This is a genomic window from Luteimonas fraxinea, assembly GCF_021233355.1.
GTDB lineage: Bacteria > Pseudomonadota > Gammaproteobacteria > Xanthomonadales > Xanthomonadaceae > Luteimonas > Luteimonas fraxinea.
This window is the reverse complement of record NZ_CP089507.1, coordinates 2,124,150-2,150,388: the sequence shown is the minus strand read 5'-3', so window position 1 is coordinate 2,150,388 and position 26,239 is coordinate 2,124,150. Positions and strand designations below refer to the sequence as shown.

Genomic DNA, 26,239 nt, shown 5'->3' with positions numbered 1-26,239 from the left:
GTCGAAGACTCCGGAGCCCAACGAGGCCTCACGCTGAGACGGTGTCAGCCCCCAACGAACATCATGTAACCAATCGATTGGCCGCATTCACATAACCTCCATACACTACGCCACCCTCAGGAAGAGAAGCGTTGCCTCATGTGCGGAATTATTGGTGCGATCTCGGGTCGCGACGTCGTCCCCGTCATCGTTGAGGGCCTGAAGAGACTTGAATACCGCGGTTACGATTCGGCCGGTATTGCGGTGGTGATCGATGGTGCAGTCCGCCGCGTGCGCCGTACCGGGCGCGTGGTCGAGATGGAAGCGGCCGCCGCTGCTGACGGTCTGAAGGCCCAGCTGGGCATCGGCCACACGCGCTGGGCCACCCACGGCGGCGTGACCGAGACCAATGCGCATCCGCACATCAGCCATGACAGTCTGGCGCTGGTGCACAACGGCATCATTGAGAACCACGAGGCGCAGCGCGAGCGACTGACCGAGCTTGGTTACGTGTTCGAGTCGCAGACCGATACCGAGGTCATCGCGCACCTGATCCACCATCACCAGACGCAGGGCCTCGATCTGCTGGCCGCGCTGCAGGCGTCCGTGAAGGAACTCGAGGGCGCGTACGCGCTAACGGTGATCGACAAGACCGATCCGGACCGCATGGTCGTCGCCCGCATGGGCTGCCCGCTGCTGGTGGGTCTGGGTGACGGAGAGAACTTCGTCGCCTCCGATGTCTCGGCGATCCTGCAGGCGACGCGCCGCGTGATCTTCCTCGAAGAGGGCGATACCGCGGTACTCACGCGTGAGGGCGTGCAGGTATTCGATGGTGAGGGCGCGGCCATCACCCGCGACGAACACCTGTCGGATGTCTCGCTGGCGTCGCTGGAACTCGGCCCCTACCGCCACTTCATGCAGAAGGAAATCCACGAACAGCCGCGCGCGCTTGCCGACACCATTGAGGCGATCATCGATGCGGCCGCGTTCGAACCGACGCTGTTCGGCAAGGATGCCGGCGATGTGCTGCGCGAAATCGAAGGCGTGCAGATTCTCGCCTGCGGCACCAGCTTCTATGCAGGCTCGGTCGCGCGTTACTGGATCGAAGCCATCAGCGGCCTGCCGTGCTCGGTCGAAATCGCCAGCGAGTACCGCTACCGCAGCGCGGTCGCCAACCCGAAGCACCTGATCGTCACGATCTCGCAGTCGGGCGAAACGCTCGACACGATGGAAGCACTCAAGTACGCCAAATCGCTCGGGCATACGCACACGCTTTCGATCTGCAACGTGCCGGAAAGCGCGATCCCGCGTGCCAGCGGGCTGGTGTTCTACACCCGCGCCGGCGCTGAGATCGGCGTGGCATCGACCAAGGCGTTCACCACGCAGCTGGTCGGTCTGTTCGCGCTGGCGGTCACGCTGGCCAAGCTCAACGGCCGCTTGAGCGAAGCGCAGGAAGCTGGCTACATCGAAGATCTGCGCCAATTGCCGGGCAGCGTGCAGCACGCGCTGAACCTCGAACCGCAGATCACCTCCTGGGCGGAGAAGTTCACGCCCAAGCACCATGCCCTGTTCCTGGGCCGCGGCGTGCACTACCCGATCGCGCTCGAAGGCGCGCTCAAGCTCAAGGAGATCTCCTACATCCACGCCGAGGCGTATCCGGCCGGTGAGCTCAAGCACGGCCCGCTGGCGCTCGTGGATACGGACATGCCGGTGGTGGTGATCGCGCCCAAGGACGCGCTGCTGGAGAAAGTGAAGTCGAACATGCAGGAAGTGCGCGCGCGCGGCGGCGAGCTGTTCGTGTTCACCGATGCGGACAGCAACTTCAGCGCCTCGGAAGGCGTGCACGTGATCCGCACCCCGCGGCACATCGGCGTGCTCAGCCCCATCGTGCACACGATCCCCGTGCAGCTGCTGGCCTACCACACCGCCCTGGTGCGCGGCACCGACGTCGACAAGCCGCGCAACCTGGCGAAGTCGGTCACCGTCGAATAAAGAAACCGAATGCAGGCCCCGGGTCACGCTCGAGTTAATCCCGCGCCACCCGGTTCCGGCCATCTTGGCGTGCGCAGCCGTGCACGCCGCGCGGTCCACCGCCAAGTCGCAAAAGTCCGGCCGTGGGTTCGTCAGGCGCCGCGCCCGCGGCCGGTTTTCTGGGCGTCAAGATTCGATTAGAGCCCGGTGGTCCCGGCGCCGGGCTTGGCCAAGCCCGGGTGAATTGCGCAGTGCCCCGGGGCTGGCAGCACCCGGACCATGTCTCGATCCGGGGCGGGCCCTGGTGGCGCCGCGGATTATGCGGCCCTGCCAGTTTCCCCATTAATCATTCAGGCGAACCGGGCTTGGAATCGTCCCCGCGCAGACAGAACTGTGGCATCAGTCCAATCACCTCAGACGGGCTTGCGCTAGACTCATCGCCTAAGTGTGACCCGAACCGTCGCGAAACCTGGGCACCGTGGTCAGGTCCGGTTTCGAACGCGCTCCGTTTAGCGTTATTGATGGCTGAGTCCTTACATCGCTCTACTCATCAGCACCGCGCTCTGGACGCTTCTCCGCCCATGTTCGATCTGCATTGTCATCTGCTACCGGGCATCGACGATGGCGCGGTGGACTTGGAGATGTCACTGACCATGGCGCGGATGGCCGTCGATGACGGCATCCTCGTCACCGCCTGCACCCCGCACATCTATCCGGGCCTGTACGAGAACACCGGGCCCGCGATCCGCGACGCAATCGTGGCCCTGCAGGCCGTGCTGGATCAGGAAGGCATTGCGTTACGACTGGTCGAAGGCGCCGACGTGCATCTCGACCATCACCTCGTCAGGGGCATCCAGTCCGGTCATATCCCGACGCTCGCCGGCTCACGCTATCTGCTGTTCGAGCCTCCACACCATGTCGCCCCGCCGCGTTTTGAAGAGTCGCTCTTCGAGTTGATGGCGGCGGGATACATCCCGGTGATCACGCACCCCGAGCGATTGAGCTGGGTCGAGCAGCACTACAGCACCTTTACCCGGGCGGCTGACCGCGGCGTCTTCATCCAGATCACGGCCGGCGCGTTGACCGGGCGATATGGGAAAAGACCGAAGTACTGGGCGGACCGGTTCGTTGGCGAAGGCTACGCCCACATCCTGGCGACGGACGCGCACCACCCCAGGCGCCGCCCGCCTTTTCTAGCTGAAGCCCGGGAGGCGGCAGCGCGGCTCGTAGGCGCGGAGGAAGCGGAGCATCTGGTCTCGACCCGGCCAGGCGGGATCATCCAGAATGCTGCGCCGGGTACACTGCCGCCCCTCCCCGCAGCGACCGTCCGCACGTCTCCGGGTTTCTGGAGCCGGCTACTGGGCTCTGCCCGATGACTCATATCGCACGTTGGAGACGCCTGCAATGAACAAAATCTGGTCCTGGATCATGCTCGGCGCGCTGTGTGCGCTGCTCAGCGCGTGCGCCTCTTCTTCGAAGCATGCCAATCAGGGTGTGGATCTGCCGCCACCCGACACCACCACCGCCTCCGGCGCTTACGAGGGTGGCTCGGACTATCGAGTGGGCGCCCAGGATCTCCTGGAAATCAGCGTGTTCGGCGTGCAGGACCTGAACCGCCAGGCCCGGGTCAACTCCAACGGCCAGATCACGCTGCCGCTTCTGGGCGCGGTGATGGCGGGTGGCCGGACGATTCCGGAGCTGGAAGCCGAGTTGGCCAAGCGTTACGCGGAAGGTTTCCTGCAGAACCCGCAGGTGACGATCTTCGTCAAGGAATACACCAGCCAGCGCGTCACGCTCGAAGGTGCGCTCAAGAAGCCCGGCATCTACCCGCTGACCGGCAAGACAACGTTGCTGCAGGCGATCGCGATGGCCGAGGGCATGGCCGAGATGGCTGATCTTCAAGGCGTGATCCTGTTCCGCCAGGTCGATGGCGAGCGCAAGGGTGCAGCATTCGATATCGCGGCAGTGCGGCGCGGCGAGATGATGGATCCTCAGATCTACGGCGATGACATCATCGTGGTTGAGCACTCGGGCAGCCGCTCCGCGTTCCGCGAATTCCTCCGGACTGTTCCGGCATGGGCCTTGTTCCTCACGCTCTGATCAGCGGCACGTTACGGACGACCTTTTCAATGCATGACGACAACCTCCCGACGCCCGCCGGTGGCGAGAACGACGACCGCCGCGCACCTGTGCCTCGGGATCACGCGCAGCTTCCGGCGCATGCGGGAAGCCGCGAACTGGCCCTGGAATTCGACGCCAAGCCGGCCGCGGATGACGAGATCGACCTGCTTGCCTACTGGCGCATGCTGGTCAAGCGCCGGTGGCTGGTCCTCGGGGTGCTGGGCTCGGTGGTCGCCCTCGCGCTGCTAATCACCCTGATGACGCCGCCGGTCTACCGCGCCACTGCAACGCTGCAGATCGATCGGGAATCGGTGCAGGCGATGTTCGTGGAGGGCGTCAACAATGGCGAAGCCTCCACGCCCGACTTTTTGACCACCCAGTACGAGCTGCTGAAGAGCCGTGCGCTCGCGGAACGTGTTGCAAACGAATTGCGCATCGACAGCGCGACGGTCGATCGCCTCGGATCGAGCAGCTGGCTGCAGCGCGCGAAGGATTCGCTGCGGCAAAAGCCGGCAGCACCGGAAGGCGGCGTGGATGCGCCTGTCGATGCCGAGGCCGAGAACACCGCGGCGACTGGCAGTCTGCCGCAGGCCGTTGCCGTGGTGAGGGACGGGCTGGTCGTCGAGCCGATCCGCAATTCTCGACTTGTGCGGATCCATTTCGACTCCACCCTGCCCGCGTTTTCGGCGCGCGTGGTCAATGCACTGGCAGATGGTTTCATCGCCTCCTCCATCGAACGCAAGTTTGATGCCTCGTCCTATGCGGGCCGTTACCTCGAAGAGCAGCTGGCGTTGGCGAAGGGGCGTCTCGAGGAATCCGAGCGCGCGCTCGTGTCGTTCGCGACCAAGGAAAACCTGTTCAGCGGCGGCGAAGGCAATGTGTCGCTTGAAGGGCAGAACCTCAGCACGCTCAACACCGCACTGGCCGCCGCGCAGGATCAGCGGATCCAGGCGCAGGCGATGTGGAACCAGGTCAGCGGAGGCGGGTCGTTGCCCTCCGCCGCCATGGGCGCGTCCATCGTCAATGTGTTGCAGCAGCAGCGGGCCCAGTTGACCGGGCAGTACCAGCAGCAGCTGCAGACCTACAAGCCCGAATATCCGACGATGCTGGCGCTTAAGCAGCAGATCGACGAGGTCGAACGCCAGATCCGTGAGGAGCGCGCGTCGGTGCGCGATTCAATCCGCGCGGAATACGACGCCGCACGCACCCGCGAATCCATGCTGGTCGCCCAGCTCAATACGCTGCGCACCCAGGCGCTGGACGTGGACAACCGGTCCATCGACTACAACATCCTGCGCCGCGAAGTCGACACCAACCGTCAGCTCTATGACGGCCTGCTGCAGCGCTACAAGGAAATCGGCGTGGCCGGCGGCGTCAGCAGCAACAACATATCGATCGTCGACCGCGCCAACGTGCCGACCAGCCGGTTCAAGCCCAACCTGCCGCTCAACCTGGCGATCGGCCTGACTCTGGGCCTGATTCTGGGCGTGCTGCTGGCCTTCGTGCTCGAGTTCCTCGACGACACCCTCAAGACGCCGGAAGACCTCGAACAGCATCTCCGTCTGGCGGTACTGGGCGTGGTGCCGCATCTGCGCAAGCAGAGCATCGAGGCGGCGATTGCCGATCAGCGCTCGGCCTTCTCCGAGAGTTACCGCTCGGTGCGCACCGCGCTGCAGTTCTCCACCGACCGCGGCGTGCCGAAGGTGCTGCTGGTCACCAGCCCGAGCGCCGCGGAGGGCAAGTCCACGACCGCCCTCACGCTGGCGCGCAACTTCGCCCAGCTCGGCAAGCGCGTCCTGCTGATCGAAGCGGATCTTCGCAACCCGTCTCTGCACCGCGCCATTGGTGTCCGTGCCGAGATGGGTTTGTCGAGTCTGCTGTCCGGCGCAGCCAATATCCAGCAGGTGATTATGGAGACAGACGACGATCGACTGAATGTCGTGCTTGCCGGTCCCTTGCCGCCCAATCCAGCGGAACTGTTGGCCGGCAGCAGGCTGCTCTCGATGCTTTCAGTCGCGGGCGAAAAGTACGACCAGGTGATCATCGACGGCCCGCCCGTGCTGGGTATCGCCGACGCGCCGATCCTGTCGAGTCTTGTCAGCGGCACGCTGCTGGTCACCAAGTCCGGAAAGACCCGAATCAAGACCGCGCAGATCGCGCTCAAGCGCCTGTCGGCCGCGCGCGCCCGCGTCATCGGCGGCCTGCTGACGCACTACAACGCGAACGCGGCGGGATACGGATACGACTACGAGTCGTATTACTCGTACGGCACCACGCCCAAGCTCGGCAAGGACTAGCAGGAGCGCGGTCAGGATGACGACAGGGGGCGACGCACTGGATCTGGCGCTGGGCATCCTGCGGGCACCGGCGCGTCGCGAGGCTGCGTGGGTGCGTCCGCTGCCGGACGGCATGACCGAGCTTCTGTCGATTGCATCGGGATCCCCCGCCGCGCTGCGGGCCGCGTCTGCCCGCACAGGGTCCGCGGCAGCCGAACTGCAGGAAGCCGCGCGATTCTTCGTGCAACAGGTCCTGTTGATCGCCGACGCCGACGCCTACCGCGTGCTGGGTGTGACACCGGGCGCAAGCAAGACACTGGTTCGTGACCATCACCGGCTGCTGCTCCGCTGGCTGCATCCTGATCGTGACGGCGACGGACAGTGGGATTCTACGCTGTCATTCCGGGTCAACTGGGCCTGGCGGCACCTGCGAAACGACGCCGCGCGTCGCGCTTACGACGGGCATTCCGCGGGGCCGCATCACGAAGCCGGAGAGGCGGTCGACGGCGGCTGGCGCTCGCCGCTTGCGGCTATTCCCATCCAGGAAGTCCACCAGTTGACCCGTCCCCCGCGGACCGGCGTCTCGGTGCCGGCCCCGGTGTGGATGATTACGCTCGCATGCGTGCTGCTGGGCGGACTGGTGCTGCAGCGCGAATGGAAACCCGACCCCGCGTTTGATGAGGATTTCGCGCCCGCGGTTGCTCGGGTGACGGTCGCAGATGACCAGGCTGCAGAACCCAGCACGTCCGGGAACCCAGCCGACTGCGTGCCGGTGCCGGGCAACAATTTCTGTCAGGCCCTCGTCGCGAGGCGTGCGTCCCCGCAGCCCGTCGCGCTTGAACTCCCGGAGCCGCAGCTGGCTGCCGCGGCCGAAGAATCACTGGCCCCTGTGCAGTTGCCTGTCTTCCAGAACGTCGAAGAGACCCCGCTCGCAGCACTCGACACGCGAGGCACGACGCCGGTGTTCGAGCGCCCCGTCCCAACGACGCCCCGGAATAGGGAACGTGCGCTCCAGGCTTCGTATCCTCCGATGCCCCCTGCAACCGCGCAGCCTGCGGCGACGCCGGAACCTTACGAGGGGATGCGGGTTCACCATTTGCGTCCTGACCCTGCGGCGCAGACGTCAAGCCAGGACGAAGCGCTGCTGGCGCTGCTGCAGGAAGCGGAAGCCGCGATCGCCCAGATCACGCGTTACCTGGCGGCCAGCGACATGCCGCTGCCGCCGGTGTGGAGCAACGTCGATACCCAGGTCGAAGCGACCGTGCTCCGTCAGGCGCTGCATGCGCGGCTCCAAGGGGGCGGCCGTCGCCGCATGGCATTGCATGGCCCGCAGTGGCGCATTGATTCGGAGCGCGCAGTGCTCGACAGCGGTTACAGCATCGATGGCTGGCGCAGCGCCAACGAAGACGGCCGTCTGTACGTCGAACTCCAGCGACGTGAACACCAGTGGCTGGCAACGGCCCTGCATCTGGAGCCGGCACTTTGACGGTCTGGCGTTGGTTAATCCTGCTGTGCGTGGTCGCGCTGCTGACCTGGGCCGGCAGCGGCATGATTGCGTTGCATCGGAGCACACCGGCCGCTGCGCAGCTGGACGCTGCGCAGCGGCAGCTTCGGGACGGTGATCTCGAACAGGCGGCGGACACCGCGCGGCAGGTGCTGTCGCGCGAGCCCTCACAAGGCCGGGCGTTCGGCATCCTGGCGCGTGCACTCGAGGCGGAAGGAAGTGATGCGCAGCGCGTGGCCCGCTACGAAACCGCATCGCGTCGCGCCCCTCGCGATGCACAGATCCGTGCGTGGCTGGCCGCACACGAACTGCAGGACGGCGACATTGCGCACGCGATCACGCAGATCGATGCGCTTCTGACCATCGCACCGGGCAGCCGCCGCGATGTATTGGCGGCAACAGCGCAGCTCGCACAGGATCCGGCATTCGCCGAGGCGCTGGCGGACCACCTTGCCGATCGCCCACAGTGGCGCACCGCGGTTCTGCGCGCAGTGGTGGCGCAGAAAACTCCGGCTGCCTCGGACAACCTGCATGGCGCATTGCATGCCCGCGGAGATCTGACACCCGCAGAGACGGCGCGCTGGATCGACGGCATGCTCGCCGAGGGCCGATGGGGCAGCGCGTATGCCCGCTGGATCGGCAGCCTGCCGCAGACAAACACCCGTGTGCCTGCGTTGTACAACGGCGACTTCGACACATTCCCCACGTCGGCCGGCTTCGATTGGCGTGTGCGCCCGACGACCGGAGTGGTGTTCGACCGGATCATCGGGCCCGGATCGGGGCATGCCGCACGGCTGACATTCCTGGGGCGGCCCGTCGCGCGCGCGGGGCTGGAACATCCACTTTTACTGGCACCCGGCACGTACCGGCTGGATCTGATGACGCGTGCGCCGGATCTGCAGGCCGATCAGGGCCTGGACTGGGCGCTCACATGCGCCGACGGGCGCACGCGTATCGGCAACGGCGCGCGTATGCGGCGTTCCGCGACCTGGGTGAAGGCATCGCTGCAGTTCGATGTGCCCGACACCGGGTGCGAGGGGCAATGGCTGCGTCTGATCAACCCCGCGCCGCGTGGCGTTGCGCAGACCCTGCGCGGCGAACTGCAGCTGGCCGCGCTCACGGTCACGCTGCAGGCTTCGACTGGAGTGGACGACGCTCAGGCGACGCCAGCGACTCCGTGACCGCGAATCGCGAATCGCGAATCGCAATCTTTTGCAAGGTATGCATTTCCGGCACGCATTCATCCATATTCGTGCAGGCAGTGCGCACCCGTGCTTGTGCTTCAGGTTTCTGACCATGTGTGATGTGAGGAAGATTTCATTTCTGTGAACTAAATCCATGAAATTCAGTGCATTGCAGCCGTGAATTCGCTTGCAGTGTGATCATCGCGCGTCTAAGCTTCACTATCCCGCACACCACTTGCGCAGCGCATTACGCGCCAGCCCGGTGTCACCAGCCCAGGATGGTCGTTATGAAGCTTTCTTCACCCTTGCTTGCAACCGCGATTGCGTTCGCTTCGTTCTCGCCTGCTGTTTTCGCGCAGGAAGAAGGCGTCACGCTCCGTGTCACCAGCGGTAGCGCCATGACGAGCCAGGGTGGCGATTTCGTCACCGCCGCGTCGGGCACGATGCTCGAGCCCGGTTCGCGCGTGATGCTCGCCGAGAATTCCACCGCCACCCTCGTCTACAGCAATGGCTGCACGCAGCCGCTGACCGCTGCGGGCGTCTACGGCGTGCCGGCCACCTGCGTGCCGACCGCAACCGCACGTGGTGCGACCGCAACCGGCGTCGACGTCAAGGGTGCCCTGATCGTCGCAGGCACCGGCGCCATCGTTGCAGCCGGCCTGGCCAGCATGGATGATGTGGACGCGCGTCCGCCGCCGGCGCCCATCAGCCGCTAAGCAACACGCGATACCTGCAGCCGCTTGCGGGTGCATTCCAGACGGGACGGGTGAATCACCCGTCCCGTTTCTGTTTCAGAAATCCACTCTCCGGAATCCGACCCGACATGCAGGATGAGACCCTCGCCCTGGACGGCAGGTCACGCATCAACCTGGCTCTTGCGGGGTTGCTGCTGGTGATGGCTGTCGTGACCGGCGGCAGTTCCCAGCAAGCCGGAACGGGCGTGATGCTGCTGCAGCTTGCGTCGCTGCCGGCCATCGCCTGGGTGATCGGGCAACGCCTTGCCATGCAGGGTGGTCGCTGGCCGCCACTTTGGACGGCGCTGATCCTGGCCCTGCTCGCCATTCCGCTGCTGCAGCTGTTGCCCATGCCGGCTGGGTTCGTGATGAGCGATGGCCGCGCACTGCTGCAACAGGATCTCGCGCAGGTGGGCGTGGCACTGCCTGCGCGCTGGACATTGGCGCCCGACGCGACACGGGCCAGCTTCTTCGCCCTGCTGCCTGCCGTTGCCATCTTCGGCCTGGTCTTCTTCTTGCCGTCCGGCGCGCAACGCGCGTTGCTCTGGGGCATCGTCGCGCTGGCGATGGCCAGCCTGTTGCTCGGCATCCTGCAGCTGGGCGCGCCGCAGGAAAGTGCGCTCAATCCCTACCCGCAATGGCAGCCGGCAATGAGCGGCTTCTTCGCCAATCCCAACCACCAGGCGACCTTGCTGGTGATCGCGGCCACGCTGGTCAGCGCGCCGCTCGTATCGGCACTGAAAACAACTGCCGGACCCGGCGCGCGACGCCGCGGCGTCACGATCGCGATTTCGGTGTTCGTGCTGCTGATGGCGATGACAGCGCTGCCGCTGACCGGTTCGCGCGCGGGCGTCATCCTCTGCGTGCTGGCATGCGCGCTGGTCGTCGGCCTCCATGGCGCTGGTTCAAGAGGTGCAAACCGTCGACGCCTGCTGCTGCTCGCAAGCACTGTGGCCGTGAGCCTCGGCCTGTTCGCCGCGCTTCGCTGGATGCAGGTGGACGCGGTGGACGAACTCCGCTCGCCCCTGCGCGCAGCCACTGTGGACATTGCGATGGGGCACGCGCCAGCAGGCAGCGGCATGGGTAGCTATGTCGGTGTGTTCGAGCAGGAAGCCCCGCCCGCCATGCTGATGGGCAGCTACGTCAATCATGCACACAACGAATATGTGCAGTGGCTGCTGGAAGCAGGCCTGCCGGCATTGCTGGTCATGGCCCTCGGTGCCTGCGCACTGGCGTGGAGCGCCCGCGCGATCTGGAGGCTGCCGGCGCACAGGCGCAGCGCCGCGCTGCCAGCGTTCGTCGCCCTGCTTGCAGTGCTGGGCCACTCCTTCGTGGATTACCCGCTGCGCACGCCCGCGCTGCTCGCGGTGATGGCCGCACTTGCAGCGATCGTGGCGAAGGCTGCACACGCGGCGGGTACGACGCCAGCCGCCCGCCGGAGTCACACATTGCCAATCAAGGCGCCATAATCTTCATCTTCGCTTCACGCGCATTCATCGCGCTTCCTCCCCTGGAAAATACATGACGACCCTTGCATCGGACGCAACCGCTATCGCTGTTGTCGGCCTTGGCTATGTAGGCCTGCCGCTGGCCGTGGAATTCGGCAAGCAGTACGCCACTGCCGGTTTCGACATCAATGCCGCGCGCGTGGCCGAGCTGCGCGAAGGCCGCGACAGCACACTCGAAGTGGAGCCCGACCTGCTGGCCAGCGCCACGCAACTGGGCTTCACCAGCGAGCTGGAAGGCATCCGCCATTGCAACGTGTACGTGGTCACCGTGCCCACGCCCATCGACAGCGCCCGCCGCCCGGATCTCACGCCGCTGCGCAAGGCCAGTGAAGCACTGGGCCAGGTGCTGAAGGTCGGTGACACCGTGGTGTACGAATCCACGGTGTATCCCGGTTGCACCGAAGAGGTGTGCGTGCCGATCCTGGAGCAGGTGAGCGGCCTGAAGTTCAACGTCGATTTCTTCTGCGGCTATTCGCCCGAGCGCATCAACCCCGGCGACAAGGAACACCGCGTCACCACCATCATGAAAGTGACGTCCGGTTCCACACCCGAAGCCGCGGATTTTGTGGACGCCCTGTACGCCAGCATCATCACGGCCGGCACCCACAAGGCCAGCAGCATCAAAGTGGCAGAGGCCGCCAAGGTCATCGAGAACACCCAGCGCGACCTCAACATCGCACTGGTCAATGACCTGGCCATCCTGTTCAACAAGCTCGGCATCGACACGCTGGAAGTGCTGGAAGCGGCCGGCACCAAGTGGAACTTCCTGCCGTTCCGCCCGGGCCTCGTGGGCGGTCACTGCATCAGCGTGGACCCCTACTACCTCACCCACAAAGCGCAGGAAGTGGGCCACCACCCGGATGTCATCCTCGCCGGCCGTCGTACGAATGACGGCATGGGCGCGTACGTCGCGGGCGAAGTGATCCGCCTGATGGTGCGCAAGGGCATCAACCCGGTGCAGGCCCGCATTCTGGTTCTTGGACTCGCGTTCAAGGAGAACTGCCCCGACCTGCGCAACACGCGTGTGGTGGACATCATCGATGCGCTGAAGGGCTACAACGCCCGCGTCGATATCTGCGACCCGTGGGTGGATGCGGAAGAGGCACGACATGAGTACGCGCTGGATCTGATCGAGACTCCTCAAGCTGGCGAGTATGACGCGGTCGTTATCGCGGTCGGACACCAACAGTTCCGCGAGCTTGGTGCCGAGGGCATCCGCGCCTTTGGCAGGCCGGAGAGCGTGTTGTACGACGTGAAGTATGTACTGCCGCGCGATGCCGTAGACGGTCGCCTCTGATCAGCGTTTCTCTCTTTCCTGGCGACAGTACTCAATGAAAGTCACCATTTTTGGTACCGGCTATGTCGGCCTTGTCACCGGCAGCTGCTTGGCAGAAGTCGGACATGAAGTTATTTGCGTTGATATCGACGAGGTCAAGGTTCAAGGCCTGAATCGCGGCATGATCCCGATCTACGAGCCAGGCCTTCAGCCTATGGTCAAGGCCAACCGTGAGGCGGGGCGTCTTCGTTTCACCACCGATGCTGCTGAAGCAATCGCCCATGGCGAGACCCTCTTCATCGCGGTAGGCACGCCCCCGGATGAAGACGGCAGTGCCGATCTTCAGTATGTGCTGACGGTCGCGCGCACAATCGGTCGACATATCGACCGACCGGTGGTGGTGGTCAACAAGTCCACCGTGCCGGTTGGTACTGCGGACCAGGTACGCGTCGCCATCGAATCGGAACTGACGGCACGTCAGGTTGAGCTCCAATTCTCAGTCGCATCCAATCCGGAATTTCTCAAGGAAGGCGATGCGATCAACGATTGCATGCGACCTGATCGCATCGTGATCGGCTCTGACAGCGCCGAGGCAATAGACCGAATGCGACGGCTTTACGCGCCATTCAACCGCAACCATGAGCGCATCGTGGTAATGGATGTGCGATCCGCAGAGCTGACCAAGTACGCGGCCAACGCGATGTTGGCAACCAAGATCAGCTTCATGAACGAAATGGCGAACATCGCAGAGCGAGTGGGCGCAGACATCGAACATGTGCGTCAAGGCATCGGTTCGGACCCACGTATCGGCTGGCACTTCATTTACCCTGGCGCCGGCTACGGAGGTTCGTGCTTTCCGAAGGATGTGCAGGCGCTTGCCCGCACCGCCCGCCAGCATCACTACGACGCTCGCCTGCTCGACGCGGTAGAAGCAGTCAACGAATCCCAGAAGGAGCATCTGTTTGAGCTCATCCAACGCCATTACAGCGGCAGCGTGACCGGCAAAACGTTTGCCATCTGGGGCTTGGCCTTCAAGCCCAACACCGACGACATGCGCGCGGCCTCCAGTCGCACGCTTCTTCGCCAACTGTGGGCGGCCGGTGCCACGGTGCGCGCTTTTGATCCCGAAGCGCGTACCGAGGCTGCGCATATCTTCGGCACTCGCGACGACCTGACACTCTGCGAAACGGCCGCAGACGCTCTACAAGGCGCCGATGCGCTAGTGGTCGTCACCGAGTGGAAGCAGTTTCGGAGTCCTGACCTCTCAACGCTGAAATCAGCATTGGCCGACGCGGTGGTTTTCGACGGCCGCAACCTCTGTGAACCTGCTGAAATGGAAGCAGCCGGCATCGCCTATTTTGGAATCGGGCGTGGACGTTCGCTTTCCAGCACAAAGAACATGGGACACGCGTAATGAAGATTCTTGTAACCGGAACCGCGGGGTTCATCGGTTCGCATGTGGCCATGCGTTTACTAGACCGTGGAGACGAAGTCATTGGCTTCGACAACATGTCGGACTACTACGATGTCACGCTGAAGCAGGCGCGACTGGCGCGCTTTGCGGACAATCCGCGGTACACCCATATCGCCGCAGACCTCGCAGACCGAGAGGCCGTTGAAGCGGCATTTGCAACGCATAAGCCGCAACGCGTGATCAATCTGGCCGCACAGGCGGGTGTGCGGTATGCCGCCACGAACCCACACGTTTACGTAAGCAGCAACGTCACCGGATTTCTGCACATTTTAGAAGGTTGCCGCCACCATGGCGTCGAGCATCTTGTGTTCGCATCGACCAGCTCGGTTTACGGCGCCAATACGAAGATGCCTTTCTCCGAGCATCAATCGACCGAACACCCGCTGACCCTGTACGCAGCGAGCAAGAAGGCAAACGAGCAGATGGCGCATAGCTATTCGCATCTGTACGGCGTTCCAAGTACCGGTCTGCGATTTTTTACGGTTTACGGGCCCTGGGGACGTCCCGACATGGCCTTATTCCTCTTCACAAAAGCGATCTTGGCCGGAGAGCCAATCAAGGTTTTCAATCACGGCCGCCACAAGCGGAGCTTTACCTATGTGGACGATATTGTGGAAGGAGTGATCCGCACGCTGGATCAGTCACCGACCGGCAACTCTGAATGGGACGGCCGAAGGCCTGACCCGGCGAGCAGTAATGCGCCGTACCGGATATACAACATTGGTAACGAACAACCGGTGGAACTGCTGCGTTACATTGAGTTACTCGAGCAGTCATTGGGCCGCAAGGCAAAAATGGAAATGTTTCCACTGCAGGCAGGTGACGTGCCCGACACCGAGGCTGACGTATCGGAGTTGATCAAAAATGTCGGATACCGGCCGCGCGTTGCGGTAGACGTTGGGGTGACTAACTTTGTCGACTGGTATCGGCACTACTACGGCACCTAAAGGTGACCTTAAACCACTACTTTAGAGGCAGCGGGCTCCGCGCCGTCATTTTACGCGGACTCACTGGCAGCGCGGGCTTACGCGTTGTCGGAATGGGATTCGCCCTGCTCGTGGGCATCCAACTTGCCAGAGGCATGGGACCCCAAGGCTACGGGATTTACGGGCTCGCGATGTCCATCGTCGCGATTCTGATGGTGCCAACAGAATTTGGCCTGCCTCAGCTCGTCGTTCGCGAAACTGCCGCGAGTGCGGCAAGGAGCCGCTGGGGAGATATCCGGGGGATAATCAACTGGTCTCGCGACGCTTCGCTGATTAGCTCGGTTCTAGTTGCAGTTCTAGTTATAATCGTGTTGGTTGCCGGTGGTAGATACATCGATCAGCCACTCTCGGAAGCGCTGTTAGTGGGCTTACTGATGATCCCCTGTGTAGCGCTCACCAAGACTCGTGGAGCAGCGCTTCGAGGACTTAAACACATTGTCAAAGGGCAGATTCCCGACACAGTACTGCGACCTGGAACACAGTCACTGATCCTCTTCTTCGCAGCGAGCCTAGCGCTCACTTTGACACCCGCCTTGGCCATGCTGACCGGCGTAGTCGGCGCTGCTTTCGCATACCTTGCAAGCAACATTATGCTCCGGCGAGCCCTTCCATCGGAAGCGAAGTCCGCCCAGCGGGTAATTCGGGCCAAAGAATGGCGCTCGAGTTGCATTCCCATGGCCATGACCGAAGCCATGCGCATCCTTCAGGGACATCTTGCGGTTCTCGTGCTCGGATTGCTGGCTGCAGCTGAGTCGATCGGAATTTACAAGGTTGCCACTGCTATCGCTCTTGTCGTTACCACTCCGACCGCAATCTTCGTAAGCGTGGCGGCACCTCTAATTTCCTCACTTCATACGAGCGAAGATCGCATTCGATTGCAAAGGCTGCTCTCTTGGACCACAGCTGGGATGGTCGGGTGTACGGCCCTACTATCTGCACCATTCTTTTTTGCTGCCCCGGTCGCGATCAACCTAATTTTCGGCGGCGATTTCGTTGAAGCTGCCATTCCGCTACAGATTCTTTGCGCTGGCGCGCTACTGACAGCCAGCGCAGGAACAGCGGGAACCTTACTTAATATGACGGGGCATGAGATCTGCGTACGGCGAGCATCTCTTCAATCATTGGTTCTACTTCTTGCCCTTCTACCACCGCTCATTTGGTATGGCGGACCGAGCGGCGCCGCTTGCGCGACCGTCATCGCAAGTCTGTTGTGGCGCGCTCGAATGGTAAGAGACTGCCGAAGAATAATCGGCTTAGATCCTGGTTTATCTGGCTATATAAGGCTAAAGGACAAGTAGCGTGGAACTTGTAATCGTCGGAGAGTTCGACAGCGACAATGTGGGTGACCAGCTTATCGGCGAAGGGCACGCTGCAATTTTCTCCAGCCATGGCAACGTTAGGATTCTACCCTTAGAGCCGACAAGAAAGACCGTCGACTTGCATAATCGCTCTGGCGCAAGAATATCACGTGCCGGTAATTTTAAGTCGTTGCACCGGACTCTATACCAAAGCAGCACCCTCTATCGACACATGGTCGAGACTTGTGAGCAGATTATTAGGTGGAAAGCATATCGAATGCATTCGGAGAATACGATCGCCGATGCAGATATGCTTATCGTCGGTGGCGGTCAGTTGCTATCTGATGGCACCCTGCGAATGCTCTACCGAATTTACCACCTCACGGAAGTGGCTCAAGCGCGAGGAATACCAGTCGTGGTATTTGGTACTGGGCTAACGCCCGGACGCACTTTCGTGTCTCGAAGAATTTTAATCTGCGTGTTGAGAAATCTCGGGAGCACAAACTACTTCCGCGATAGCGCTTCAATGAGTGCTGCGCGCCAGGCAGTTCCCAGCATAGCGTTGTCCGCCGAGGCGACGCCAGACTGTGCTATTGCTGGAATTTCCAACCAGCAAGCGATAGATCCCGGCGCGGCACTGGTTGGCATAGCTCCGATGTCGCCAACTATACTCGCCAGACTTGGAGTTTCGACGCATCGAATCGATGAGTGGTGGATTGATATCATAACCCGCCTCGTTATTAATCGTGAGCGCCCAGTTTTATTTTCGACTGGCGTCTCGCTAGATATGGAATATGCCGCCTCACTTCAGAGCCGACTCGCCGAGAAGGGTTTCGATATCGAACTGTTGCGAAAGCCGACACGCCCAGACGAACTCTTGGAAGACCTTCGATCAATGAAGAGAATTCTTGCGCAGCGACTGCACGCATCGATTGCTTACTATGCGCTCGGAGGCCTGCCTGCATCGGCAACTTGGGACACTAAAGTCAATGAGTTCTACAGCAGGATTTCGCTACCGGGAAGAATATTTGAGATTGGCGAGGGAGATCCTGAGGTTATCGCACGCGCGCTAGTTTCGCCTGGTCAGGCTGGAGTGGCACCCTCGGAGCTATCGCGCATTTCCTATAAAGATGGCCGCGATTGCGTCAACCAACTCTCCGCAGTAAACAAAGGAGTCGCCCTTGCGTAGTGCGACGGTGGTAGTGGTGCTGCCTGACTTGCGTCCCGGTGGCGCGGAGAAGCTACACGTGAACCTCGCCAAAGCATGGGGGCGCGAAGGCGTCTCGGTTGAGTTTGTTCTATGCCGCAACGAGGGCGAACTGATCTCTGATCTTCCGCCGGACGTCAAAGTGACCGACTTGGGAGCAGCACGCATGCGCTCTGCTCTTCTCCCCTTGGCCAGATATCTACGTAATAGTAGAGCTGATGTAATACTCGCCGCCATGTGGCCGCTGACAGTGATTGTGCCCGTCGCCGCACGCATTGCTGGTTTTAAAGGGCAGGTGGTTGTAAGCGAACACTCTCCACTGTCCATCGCTTTCAAGGATCGTGGAAGAATGCACAACATTGCGTTGCGGCTTAGCATGCGACTTGCATATCCACTAGCTAACCAGCGAATTGGCGTTTCCAGAGGCGTAGCTGATGATCTTGCCTCATTGTCCGGCCTGCCCCGGAGCAATTTCAGGGTCATTTACAACCCGGCCGCCTTGGGGGTAAGCCTTGGAGTCGGCGAGCAGACTCCAGATCTATTGGCTGGCGCCCCGGGTCCGGTGATAATTTCTGTTGGAACTTTAAAACGTGTTAAACGTTTCGATTTGCTGATCCGCGCATTTTCTGAAATTCCCAGCCATTTCCGCGTAACGCTCTGCATACTTGGTGAGGGGAACGAACGCGCCGCTTTAGAGCAGTTGGCAACAAGTTTGGGGCTTCAAGATCGCGTACTGCTCCCCGGGTTCGTGACTGACCCTGGGCCTTGGTACCGAGCTGCAAGCCTGTTTGCACTTGCGTCTGATTATGAGGGATTCGGCAATGTAATTGTCGAGGCGTTGGAGCAAGGTCTTCCCGTAGTAAGCACAGACTGTCCTTCGGGGCCGCATGAGATTCTTTGCGATGGCAAATATGGGCGCCTCGTGCCGGTTGGAAACGCAGCCGCGCTCTCAGATTCACTAGTTGCAGCCCTCCAAGAGAAGCCTGATCGCGAGCTCCTAAAATCCAGAGCGCGTGATTTTTCTTTGGATAAGATTTCCCGGGAATACCTTAGTTTGATGCTTACCAGCAAGCGATCGATGACGTGATAATGACACCGGGGATCTTATATATTTCATACAGCGGCATGCTGGAGCCACTAGGTCAGTCCCAGGTGCTCGCTTATCAAGAGCGACTTGCATCAAGCTTTACCATCCACTTGGTAAGCTTTGAAAGGGCCGAGGATCTGGATCGTGCGGACGAGCTGAAAGCTGTCGGTCATCGCATGCAGGCGGCAGGCATTCATTGGCATCGTCTCAGCTACCACAAGCGGTTTTCTGCCTTGGCTACCGCGTGGGACATCATCCAGGGCTCGATGCTTGGCCTGAAACTAGTGCGTCGACATGGCTTAAGCGTTGTGCATGCGCGTAGCTACGTTTCATCTGCAATGGCTTTGGTGATTAAGCGGGTTACCAAGATCAAGTACGTCTTTGACATGCGTGGATTCTGGGCCGATGAACGTGTAGACGGCGGATTGTGGCCTCGCAACGGCCGCATGTATCGACTGGCGAAGTGGTTCGAGCGCAGGTTCCTGCTGCGCGCTGACCATGTGGTCTCACTGACCCACGCCGCGGTACGTGAGATGGAGCGCTTCAACTACCTGAAGGGTGCAATGCCACCGGTCACGGTGATTCCCACGTGCGCCGACTTGGCCAAGTTTGTACCCACGTCGCCCCCCCAGGGTAATTTTGTGCTCGGCTATGTAGGCTCAGCCGGCACCTGGTATCTCTTCGACAACGTGGTGACCAGCTTTGTCGAACTGCTGAAGTTGAAACCAGATGCACGGTTCCTGATCATCAACCGCAACGAGCACGACTACATCCGTGAGCGGCTTGCTGCCGGACAAGTGCCAATGGATCGCGTTGAGCTGCGTCCCGCCGACCACGCCAGCGTACCTGCGCAGATGGCGCGCATGCATGCCGGTGTGTTTTTTATCAAGCCCGCGTTCTCAAAGCAGGCGTCCGCGCCCACTAAACTTGGCGAGTTTCTGGGATGTGGAATTCCTTGCCTTGGCAACTCAGGCGTTGGCGACATGGCTGACGTCCTTGAAGGCGAACGTGTCGGGGTTGCTATTGGCGTCTTCGACGTCGCTGCTATCCGGCACGGCGTCGAGCGCATCCTCGCGCTTGTAGATGATCCCGACGTGCGCGATCGTTGCGTGGCAGCCGCAGGGAAGAATTTCTCCCTTGATGAAGGCGTGTCGCGGTACCGCGCCGTTTATCGCTCGCTGTCAGGTCATGACGGGTCCCGAGCGGCATGAGCACACGAGTTCTCGCGCTGCCGAAGTACGACCGGCTGGGCGCCAGCAGTCGGCTACGCACGCTTCAGTTCATTCCGGCGTTGCAGGACAACAGCATCGAACTCGATGTCCGGCCGCTGTTGGATGATGCGTATATCACTGGCCTCTATCGCGGGCGCATTTCAAGGTTAGGCGTGGCGCGCGGCTATGCCTCGAGACTTCGGCAGATCATGCGCGCTGGCTCATACGACGTGGTCTGGACCGAGAAAGAGCTGCTTCCTTGGCTGCCGGATTCTATCGAGCTTTCGTTACTTCCTGCAGAAACGCGGCTTGTGGTCGACTATGACGATGCGGTGTTCCACAGATACGACCAGCACCGTTCGCGGCTTGTTCGAAGGATCTTCGGGCGGAAGATAGATGCGGTCATGCGCCGCGCAGATTTGGTGTTGGTCGGCAACAGTTACTTGGCAGATCGTGCGCTTTCTGCCGGCGCCCGGCGTGTGGAGTGGCTGCCCACTGTGATCGATTTGGACCGCTACCCGCTTCCTCCGCAACGAGAGGGTGCAGGCGAGATCATCATCGGCTGGATAGGGACACCATCGACAGCCCCTTACCTACGCCTTGTGGCTCCGGTTCTGGAACGTCTCCGGGAACGTTATCCGGTGCGTTGCGTTGCCATTGGCGCCCGGTCGGATCAGCTTTTCGGCACACCGTTCGAGGCATGGGAGTGGCAGGAGAATACGGAAGTCGCGATGATCTCCAGTTTTGACATTGGAGTGATGCCCCTTCCCGATGAGCTGTTTGAGCGCGGCAAATGTGGGTACAAGCTGATCCAGTACATGGCCTGCGGCTTGCCGGTGGTCGCCTCTCCTGTAGGCGCCAACTCGACAATTGTTGTTGAGGACATCAACGGCTATCTGGCGGATTCGCACGACCAGTGGGATAGCGCCCTGTCCCGCTTGACCGAGAACTCCGCTTTGCGGCGGCGCCTTGGTCAGGTTGGCCGTCTACAGGTTGAAGAAACCTACAGCCTCCAGGCGCAGGCACCGCGGCTTGCGGACCTGCTCCGGAGCGTTGGAGAAGGTGACCGCACATGATCATGTACTGGTGCATGTTTCTACTGCCTGCCTTGGCTTTGCTCACGCCTCGACGCTTGCCTGCGTCGCAGGCGAAGGTCGCTTGGGTGATCGTGGGCGCCTTCTTCGCACTGATCATCGGCTTCCGATTCGAAGTTGGCTCGGACTGGTTTACCTATCTCAACCACTTCGACATGGTCGCGGCGATGTCCTTCAGGGAGGCGCTCTCCTTCAAGGATCCTGCGTACTACGGCGTCAGCTGGATCGTGAGCAAGCTGGGCGGCGACAAGACCTGGGTGAACTTCGTGTCAGCCATTTGCCTCATGTGGGGCACCGTGGTGTTCTCCAGACGTCAGCCATTGCCTTGGCTGGCGCTGCTGGTTGCGGTGCCTTACATGCTGATCGTGGTTGGTATGGGATATACCCGCCAAGGTGCGGCGCTTGGTCTTGCGTTGCTTGCACTCTCCGCACTTGGAGATGGTCGCTTGAAACGCTTCGTGTTCTTTGCGCTAGCAGGTGCGACGTTTCACAAGTCTGCGGTGCTTCTGCTCCCAATTGCCGGTCTGTCCGCCAGCCGAAACCGCTTGCTGACCGCAGCACTCATGGTGGTTGCAATGATCGGTACCTATTTCCTCCTGATCGAAAGCAGCGCCGATTTTCTATGGCAGACCTATGTCGGTGATCAGAAACAGTCCGAGGGCGGCGCGGTACGGGTCATGATGAACGCAGTTCCAGCCGTGCTTTTCCTGTTGTTCCGCAAGCGGCTTGTTGTCGATGAGGAAGAGCGCAAGCTCTGGATATGGATGTCGCTGTTCGCTTTGGCATGCATCCCCATGCTGGCGTTCGCATCCACTGCGGTGGATCGGATCGCGCTTTACATGATTCCGTTGCAAATGTATGTGTTCTCCCGGTTACCGGGCCTCGCCCGCACCACTGCAACACGCACCCCGTTTGTTCTGGCGATCATTGCCTACTACGCCGCCGTCCAGTTCGTGTGGCTGAATTTCGCCGGACACGCTGGCGACTGGCTGCCTTACCGATTCGCCCCCTTTGTCTAGGCATCCGTCTACCTGCATGAAGATCGTTCTGTTCGCCAACACCGATTGGTATCTATATAACTTTCGTCGCGCCTTGGCGCTTGCGTTGAAGGACCGCGGTTATGACGTGCTGCTGATCTCGCCGCCAGGCCCTTATGGGCAGCAGCTGCAGGCGCTTGGGCTGCGCTGGCTGCCTGTCCCGATGGATCGCCGTAGCCTCAATCCTTTTCGCGAGGCCAGGTTGCTCGTTTGGCTGCACTCCCTTTTCCGCAAGGAGCGCCCCGACCTGGTGCATGGGTTCACGATCAAGTGCGCGATCTACGGTTCTCTCGCCGCACGCCTTGCAGGGGTGCCGGCGCGCGTCAACGCGGTGGCGGGCATGGGCTATGTGTTTACCAGCGCGGATCTGAAAGCCCGTTTGCTCCGCCCCCTCGTAAGGGGCTTGATGCACGCTGCCTTGGGTGGTCGGACTGCGCGGCTGATTCTGCAGAACCCGGATGATGTGGCTCAGCTTGTAGACGCACGCTTGGTCAGCGCGTCCGCCGTTCGGCTGATTCCGAGCTCGGGGGTGGATTGCGCACGCTTCAACCCGCAAAGCCCGGATCGACCAGATGCTGACCAGCGGATACGGGTGGTTCTGGTTGCGCGACTGTTGCGCCATAAAGGCCTGTTCGAGTTCGTGGAAGCATCTCGATTGTTGAGCGCTCGCGGTCGCGCGATCGAATTTGTGCTTGCTGGGACGCCGGACGATGGCAACCCCGACTCGGTCGACGAACAGACCGTACAGGGCTGGGTCAACGCCGGATTGGTGAAATGGCTGGGGCATGTGGATGACGTGTCTCACTTGCTTCGGAGCTGCAACGTCATGGCCCTGCCGAGCTATTACGGTGAGGGTTTACCCCGCTCCCTGATCGAGGCAAGTGCGAGTGGGCTTGCGTTGATCACAACGGATATGCCGGGATGCCGCCAGGCAATCGATGACGGCGTTACGGGGCTGATGATTCCGCCTCGCAATGCTGAAGCGCTCGCGGATGCCATCGAGACTCTGGATGTGGACCGTGCGTTGACAAAGCGCATGGGCGAGGCCGCCCGCCAGAAAGCGCTGGCTGAGTTCGACGAACGACTTGTCATTGACCGCACAATCTCCGTCTACGACGAGCTGCTCCACTGACGCCGGTTCGATTGGGCGGCCTGAAGCTTCGACAGTGCGCAAAAAGGCTTGAATGCAGATGACGAGTTGGCACGCGGCCATCGCTGTCTCAGGAATCGCCGCTGGCGTGGCGCTTTTCTGTGCGCCGGCCGCCTTCGCTCGGATTTCGCTTGCGGTGTCTATCGTAGTTGTCGCTACAGCTCTGGTACTACCGACACCCGCGCTCGTTGCGCTTGCCGGCCGAAGTCGTGTGACGGTGCTGGAGAATATTGCCCGTTCGACGCCTTGGGAGCTCCCCGCGCTGATCCACTTTTTTGCCTTTGCCTGGATTGCGTTGCTCGTTCCCCTTGCGTGCCAGCGTTGTCGCCGCCTGCGGATGGCATCGTTTTTAACTGCACTCGCGGTGGTCGCTGAGTTGATCCAAGGACTTGCACCAGGCCGTACGCCACGTCTGACTGACATCGGGGTCAACCTGCTGGGCGCGACTACAGGATTTGGCCTGGCAGTGTTGATCGCGCAGGTGAAGGTCGGGCTTGGTCGAGATCAGCAGATCCGAGATCGACTGCCATAAATAACGTGTGACCAGCGGTTAGAATCCGTCTTAGAAGGGATCTACCGTAATGATCGAAATTTTGACGCATCTGGACTGGGCAAGCGCGCTGTTCGCACTGGCTTTGACGTGGCTCACGTTGTGGCTGTGCACGCCTCTGGCAAGACGTCTGAACCTGCTGGATCACCCGCAGGGACGAAAGGATCATGAGGTGGCCACGCCGGTCACGGGTGGACTGGCGATGGTCATTGGCGTGGTGGTGGCCGGCCTTGTTTTCGTCCCTGAGATTGGTGACGGCTTCGTTGGCTTTCTGGGCGCCGCGGTGATCCTGCTGGTCATCGGGGTTCTGGACGATTTGTTCGACGTGCGGTGGACCTGGCGCGTACTGGCGCAGGTCAGCGCCGCGCTCGTCATGGTCTATGTGGGCGATGTGCGGGTTGAACAGCTGGGCCCCGCGGTGGGGCTGTCGTCGATGTCGCTGGGCATGCTCTCGGTCCCTTTCACCGTCTTCGCGACGGTGGGCTTGATCAATGCCATCAATATGGTGGATGGCGTCGACGGGCTTGCGGGTAGCCTGGTCTGGGCTGCGCTTCTGATGCTTGCCGCTGCGGCGCTGTATGCGGGCAACGCGCTGATCGCCGACCGGATGATGATTCTGATGGGCGCGATTGCCGCGTTTCTGGCGTTCAACCTGCGGCTGCCCTGGCGCAAGCGCGCGTCGCTGTTCATGGGCAATGCCGGTAGTGCGTTCCTCGGTCTGGTGATCGCGTGGTTCGCATTCCGGTTGACCCAGAACCCGGGGCATCCGGTGAATCCGGTGCTCGCGCTATGGCTTGTGCCCGTGCCGGTGATGGACACGCTGGTGGTGATGCTGCGCCGTGTGTCCGCACGCAAATCCCCTTTCCATGCCGACCGCAACCACATTCACCATCTGATGCTGGAAGCGGGCTTCGGCCACACGCAGGTGGTGTTCGTGCTGGTGGTCTTCAGCCTGTTGTGCGGCCTGGCTGCGGGCAGTGCGATGCGCGCCGACGTGCCGCATCCGGTCCTTCTGCTCGCGTACGTGTTGATGTGCCTTGCGTGGTACCTCCTCACCGCCCGCCGGGAACGCGTGCTGCACGTGATGCGTCGGCTCGCACGCCTGAGCGGCCGAAAGGTGGCGCCTGCGTCGCCACCTGGCGCCTAGCCGGGCCTGGACCGGCATTCCGTTCCAGCAGAACGTTGGTTAATTCTTATCCGGCTTGCATCAACGGATGGAGGCGGATGGTCAGCCTACGAGCACGCTTCGCTTCGAAAGCTTCGCATCGGGTGCCGATTGGCTCGCAGTGCCATGGCCAGAGAACGCTGGACGGCCGAGACCGAGGACACCCTGTACGAGTGGTGCGGCCTGGAAGCCTCGCATTCGGTGCGGCGCCGGGACCACCTCTTAGCTGGAGCGCGTTTGTTCAAGCGTTGTAGTACTCCGCGTCCCCAAGAGTTTCCCTACGCACAGACGCGCAACCTGGCTGCTTGACCTCGCCGCCCGAACTTTGCAGACTCGGTCCCAAGGAGCGTAGAAACTCCTCTGCAAGCGGTCCCCACCTCCGTCAATCTGGTGGGTTTTTTGTGCCCGTGCACCTGCGGGCATGGACCGACGTGATGCCTGCGTCGGGAGGGCGGCTAATACAACACCCTTCGGGGAAATACGCCCGCCGGCTTGCAGCGGTTTCTAACCTCCCGACTTCCCGTCCACCGTTGTGGTGGCCGGGCACTTCATGGAATGAGGAGACGGCAATGACGACGTTCGGTTTGAATGATCAGAGCACGGTGGGCTACTTCCTGCCCGAGGACAGCCAGTTCCGGCTGAAGAAACTGCGCGAGTACGTGGAGTTTCTGTCGCACATTGCGCAGCCGCGCACGGCCAATGAGGACAACGAGTTCATGCCCGATATCCGTGCGGGCGAGGTGGCGATCTGCCTGGAGCTGCTGGCCGAACAGGTGGAACTGGTGCTGGACGAGGTGACATTTCCGGCACAGCGCGAGGCGCGAAAGCCGAAGCCTGTTGCAGGCACGGCCACCGTCGACGTGCAGGATACGGAAGACGACGACGCTGACGACGACGCTGACGATGACGATGACGATGACGATGACGATGACGACGACGACGACGACGACGAAGGCGAGCGTGGGCCGCAGGCGCATGCAGGCGGAGACTTCAGGTTCGGCATGACGCTAGCGCAGGTGGACGCGATCAATCGGCTGATCGAGATGATCCGCGCGCATGGCGACGTCACGTCGGCCAGCCCAGATGCTGATTTCGCAAGCGGAACGCTGGCGATGGTTGGACATGCGATTTTCGATAGCGCGGAGGCCCTGTACACGCTGATGCTGCAGGTGGAGGCGCAGCGCCTGGACCCTCCCGTGGCGCCCTCGAACGTCGTGCGTGAAGCCCGCGTTGTGTATGGCACGGGATTGGCGAGGGAACTGCTGCGATTGAACGTAGGGGCGCGCCAGACGGCAAGCCTGCACTGACAAGGCCGTCGCGGGAGCAGACGCGAAACGTCTGCTCCCGCGGCAACGTTTTGCTCGGTCAGGACAATGTCTGGCGATGGTGTGGTCATCCGAAGTTTATGGCGCGCCATCAAGGGCTTC

General features: G+C 61.7%; 21 protein-coding genes. All 21 read left to right on the top strand.

Annotated elements, in window-relative coordinates:
• Positions 1 to 138: 138 nt before the first annotated feature.
• Positions 139 to 1,971, top strand: a complete 1,833-nt coding sequence (gene glmS / locus LU699_RS09590; RefSeq protein ID WP_232580145.1) for a glutamine--fructose-6-phosphate transaminase (isomerizing) — start codon at positions 139 to 141, stop codon at positions 1,969 to 1,971.
• Positions 1,972 to 2,531: 560 nt separating this feature from the next.
• Positions 2,532 to 3,326 (top strand): tyrosine-protein phosphatase, encoded by a 795-nt coding sequence (locus LU699_RS09585; protein WP_232136770.1) that lies wholly within the window; start codon positions 2,532 to 2,534, stop codon positions 3,324 to 3,326.
• Between the two features lie 28 nt (positions 3,327 to 3,354).
• On the top strand, positions 3,355 to 4,050 hold the full coding sequence (locus LU699_RS09580) for a polysaccharide biosynthesis/export family protein (protein ID WP_232136769.1): 696 nt from the start codon (positions 3,355 to 3,357) through the stop codon (positions 4,048 to 4,050).
• A gap of 29 nt (positions 4,051 to 4,079) precedes the next feature.
• The gene (locus tag LU699_RS09575) at positions 4,080 to 6,368 is read left to right on the top strand and encodes a GumC family protein (protein ID WP_232136768.1); all 2,289 of its coding nucleotides are present in this window, start codon (positions 4,080 to 4,082) and stop codon (positions 6,366 to 6,368) included.
• Positions 6,369 to 6,384: 16 nt separating this feature from the next.
• Positions 6,385 to 7,833, top strand: a complete 1,449-nt coding sequence (locus LU699_RS09570; RefSeq protein WP_232580144.1) for a DnaJ domain-containing protein — start codon at positions 6,385 to 6,387, stop codon at positions 7,831 to 7,833.
• The gene (locus LU699_RS09565; RefSeq protein WP_232136766.1) at positions 7,830 to 9,032 is read left to right on the top strand and encodes a tetratricopeptide repeat protein; all 1,203 of its coding nucleotides are present in this window, start codon (positions 7,830 to 7,832) and stop codon (positions 9,030 to 9,032) included. Before LU699_RS09570 ends, LU699_RS09565 begins: the two co-directional genes overlap by 4 nt.
• A gap of 401 nt (positions 9,033 to 9,433) precedes the next feature.
• The gene (locus tag LU699_RS09560) at positions 9,434 to 9,751 is read left to right on the top strand and encodes a hypothetical protein (protein ID WP_232136765.1); all 318 of its coding nucleotides are present in this window, start codon (positions 9,434 to 9,436) and stop codon (positions 9,749 to 9,751) included.
• Between the two features lie 107 nt (positions 9,752 to 9,858).
• Entirely contained in the window at positions 9,859 to 11,238 is a 1,380-nt protein-coding gene (locus LU699_RS09555) for an O-antigen ligase family protein (protein WP_232580143.1), read from the top strand.
• A gap of 52 nt (positions 11,239 to 11,290) precedes the next feature.
• Positions 11,291 to 12,574 carry a Vi polysaccharide biosynthesis UDP-N-acetylglucosamine C-6 dehydrogenase TviB gene (gene tviB / locus LU699_RS09550; RefSeq protein ID WP_232136763.1) on the top strand — a complete coding sequence of 428 codons (1,284 nt, stop codon included), beginning with the start codon at positions 11,291 to 11,293 and terminating at the stop codon, positions 12,572 to 12,574.
• A 34-nt stretch (positions 12,575 to 12,608) separates the two neighbouring features.
• Positions 12,609 to 13,967 carry a UDP-glucose dehydrogenase family protein gene (locus LU699_RS09545; RefSeq protein ID WP_232136762.1) on the top strand — a complete coding sequence of 453 codons (1,359 nt, stop codon included), beginning with the start codon at positions 12,609 to 12,611 and terminating at the stop codon, positions 13,965 to 13,967.
• A complete protein-coding gene (locus LU699_RS09540; RefSeq protein ID WP_232136761.1) occupies positions 13,967 to 14,974 on the top strand; it encodes an NAD-dependent epimerase in 1,008 nt (335 codons plus the stop codon). Before LU699_RS09545 ends, LU699_RS09540 begins: the two co-directional genes overlap by 1 nt.
• Positions 14,975 to 14,976: 2 nt before the next feature.
• Entirely contained in the window at positions 14,977 to 16,311 is a 1,335-nt protein-coding gene (locus LU699_RS09535; protein WP_269781260.1) for an oligosaccharide flippase family protein, read from the top strand.
• A gap of 1 nt (position 16,312) precedes the next feature.
• Positions 16,313 to 17,500 carry a polysaccharide pyruvyl transferase family protein gene (locus LU699_RS09530; protein WP_232136758.1) on the top strand — a complete coding sequence of 396 codons (1,188 nt, stop codon included), beginning with the start codon at positions 16,313 to 16,315 and terminating at the stop codon, positions 17,498 to 17,500.
• 7 nt (positions 17,501 to 17,507) lie between these two features.
• A complete protein-coding gene (locus tag LU699_RS09525; protein ID WP_327058890.1) occupies positions 17,508 to 18,605 on the top strand; it encodes a glycosyltransferase in 1,098 nt (365 codons plus the stop codon).
• 2 nt (positions 18,606 to 18,607) lie between these two features.
• The gene (locus LU699_RS09520) at positions 18,608 to 19,816 is read left to right on the top strand and encodes a glycosyltransferase (RefSeq protein ID WP_232580142.1); all 1,209 of its coding nucleotides are present in this window, start codon (positions 18,608 to 18,610) and stop codon (positions 19,814 to 19,816) included.
• Entirely contained in the window at positions 19,813 to 20,892 is a 1,080-nt protein-coding gene (locus tag LU699_RS09515) for a glycosyltransferase family 4 protein (RefSeq protein ID WP_232136752.1), read from the top strand. Before LU699_RS09520 ends, LU699_RS09515 begins: the two co-directional genes overlap by 4 nt.
• Positions 20,889 to 21,929, top strand: coding sequence for an EpsG family protein (locus LU699_RS09510; RefSeq protein ID WP_232136750.1), 1,041 nt, complete (start codon positions 20,889 to 20,891; stop codon positions 21,927 to 21,929). Before LU699_RS09515 ends, LU699_RS09510 begins: the two co-directional genes overlap by 4 nt.
• Positions 21,930 to 21,945: 16 nt before the next feature.
• Positions 21,946 to 23,079 (top strand): glycosyltransferase family 4 protein, encoded by a 1,134-nt coding sequence (locus LU699_RS09505; protein WP_232136748.1) that lies wholly within the window; start codon positions 21,946 to 21,948, stop codon positions 23,077 to 23,079.
• Between the two features lie 52 nt (positions 23,080 to 23,131).
• The gene (locus LU699_RS09500) at positions 23,132 to 23,629 is read left to right on the top strand and encodes a VanZ family protein (protein ID WP_232136747.1); all 498 of its coding nucleotides are present in this window, start codon (positions 23,132 to 23,134) and stop codon (positions 23,627 to 23,629) included.
• 49 nt (positions 23,630 to 23,678) lie between these two features.
• Positions 23,679 to 24,794: an MraY family glycosyltransferase gene (locus LU699_RS09495; protein WP_232136745.1), complete on the top strand. Its 1,116-nt coding sequence runs from the start codon at positions 23,679 to 23,681 to the stop codon at positions 24,792 to 24,794.
• A 587-nt stretch (positions 24,795 to 25,381) separates the two neighbouring features.
• Positions 25,382 to 26,119 carry an XAC0095 family protein gene (locus LU699_RS09490; RefSeq protein ID WP_232580141.1) on the top strand — a complete coding sequence of 246 codons (738 nt, stop codon included), beginning with the start codon at positions 25,382 to 25,384 and terminating at the stop codon, positions 26,117 to 26,119.
• Positions 26,120 to 26,239 lie beyond the last annotated feature (120 nt).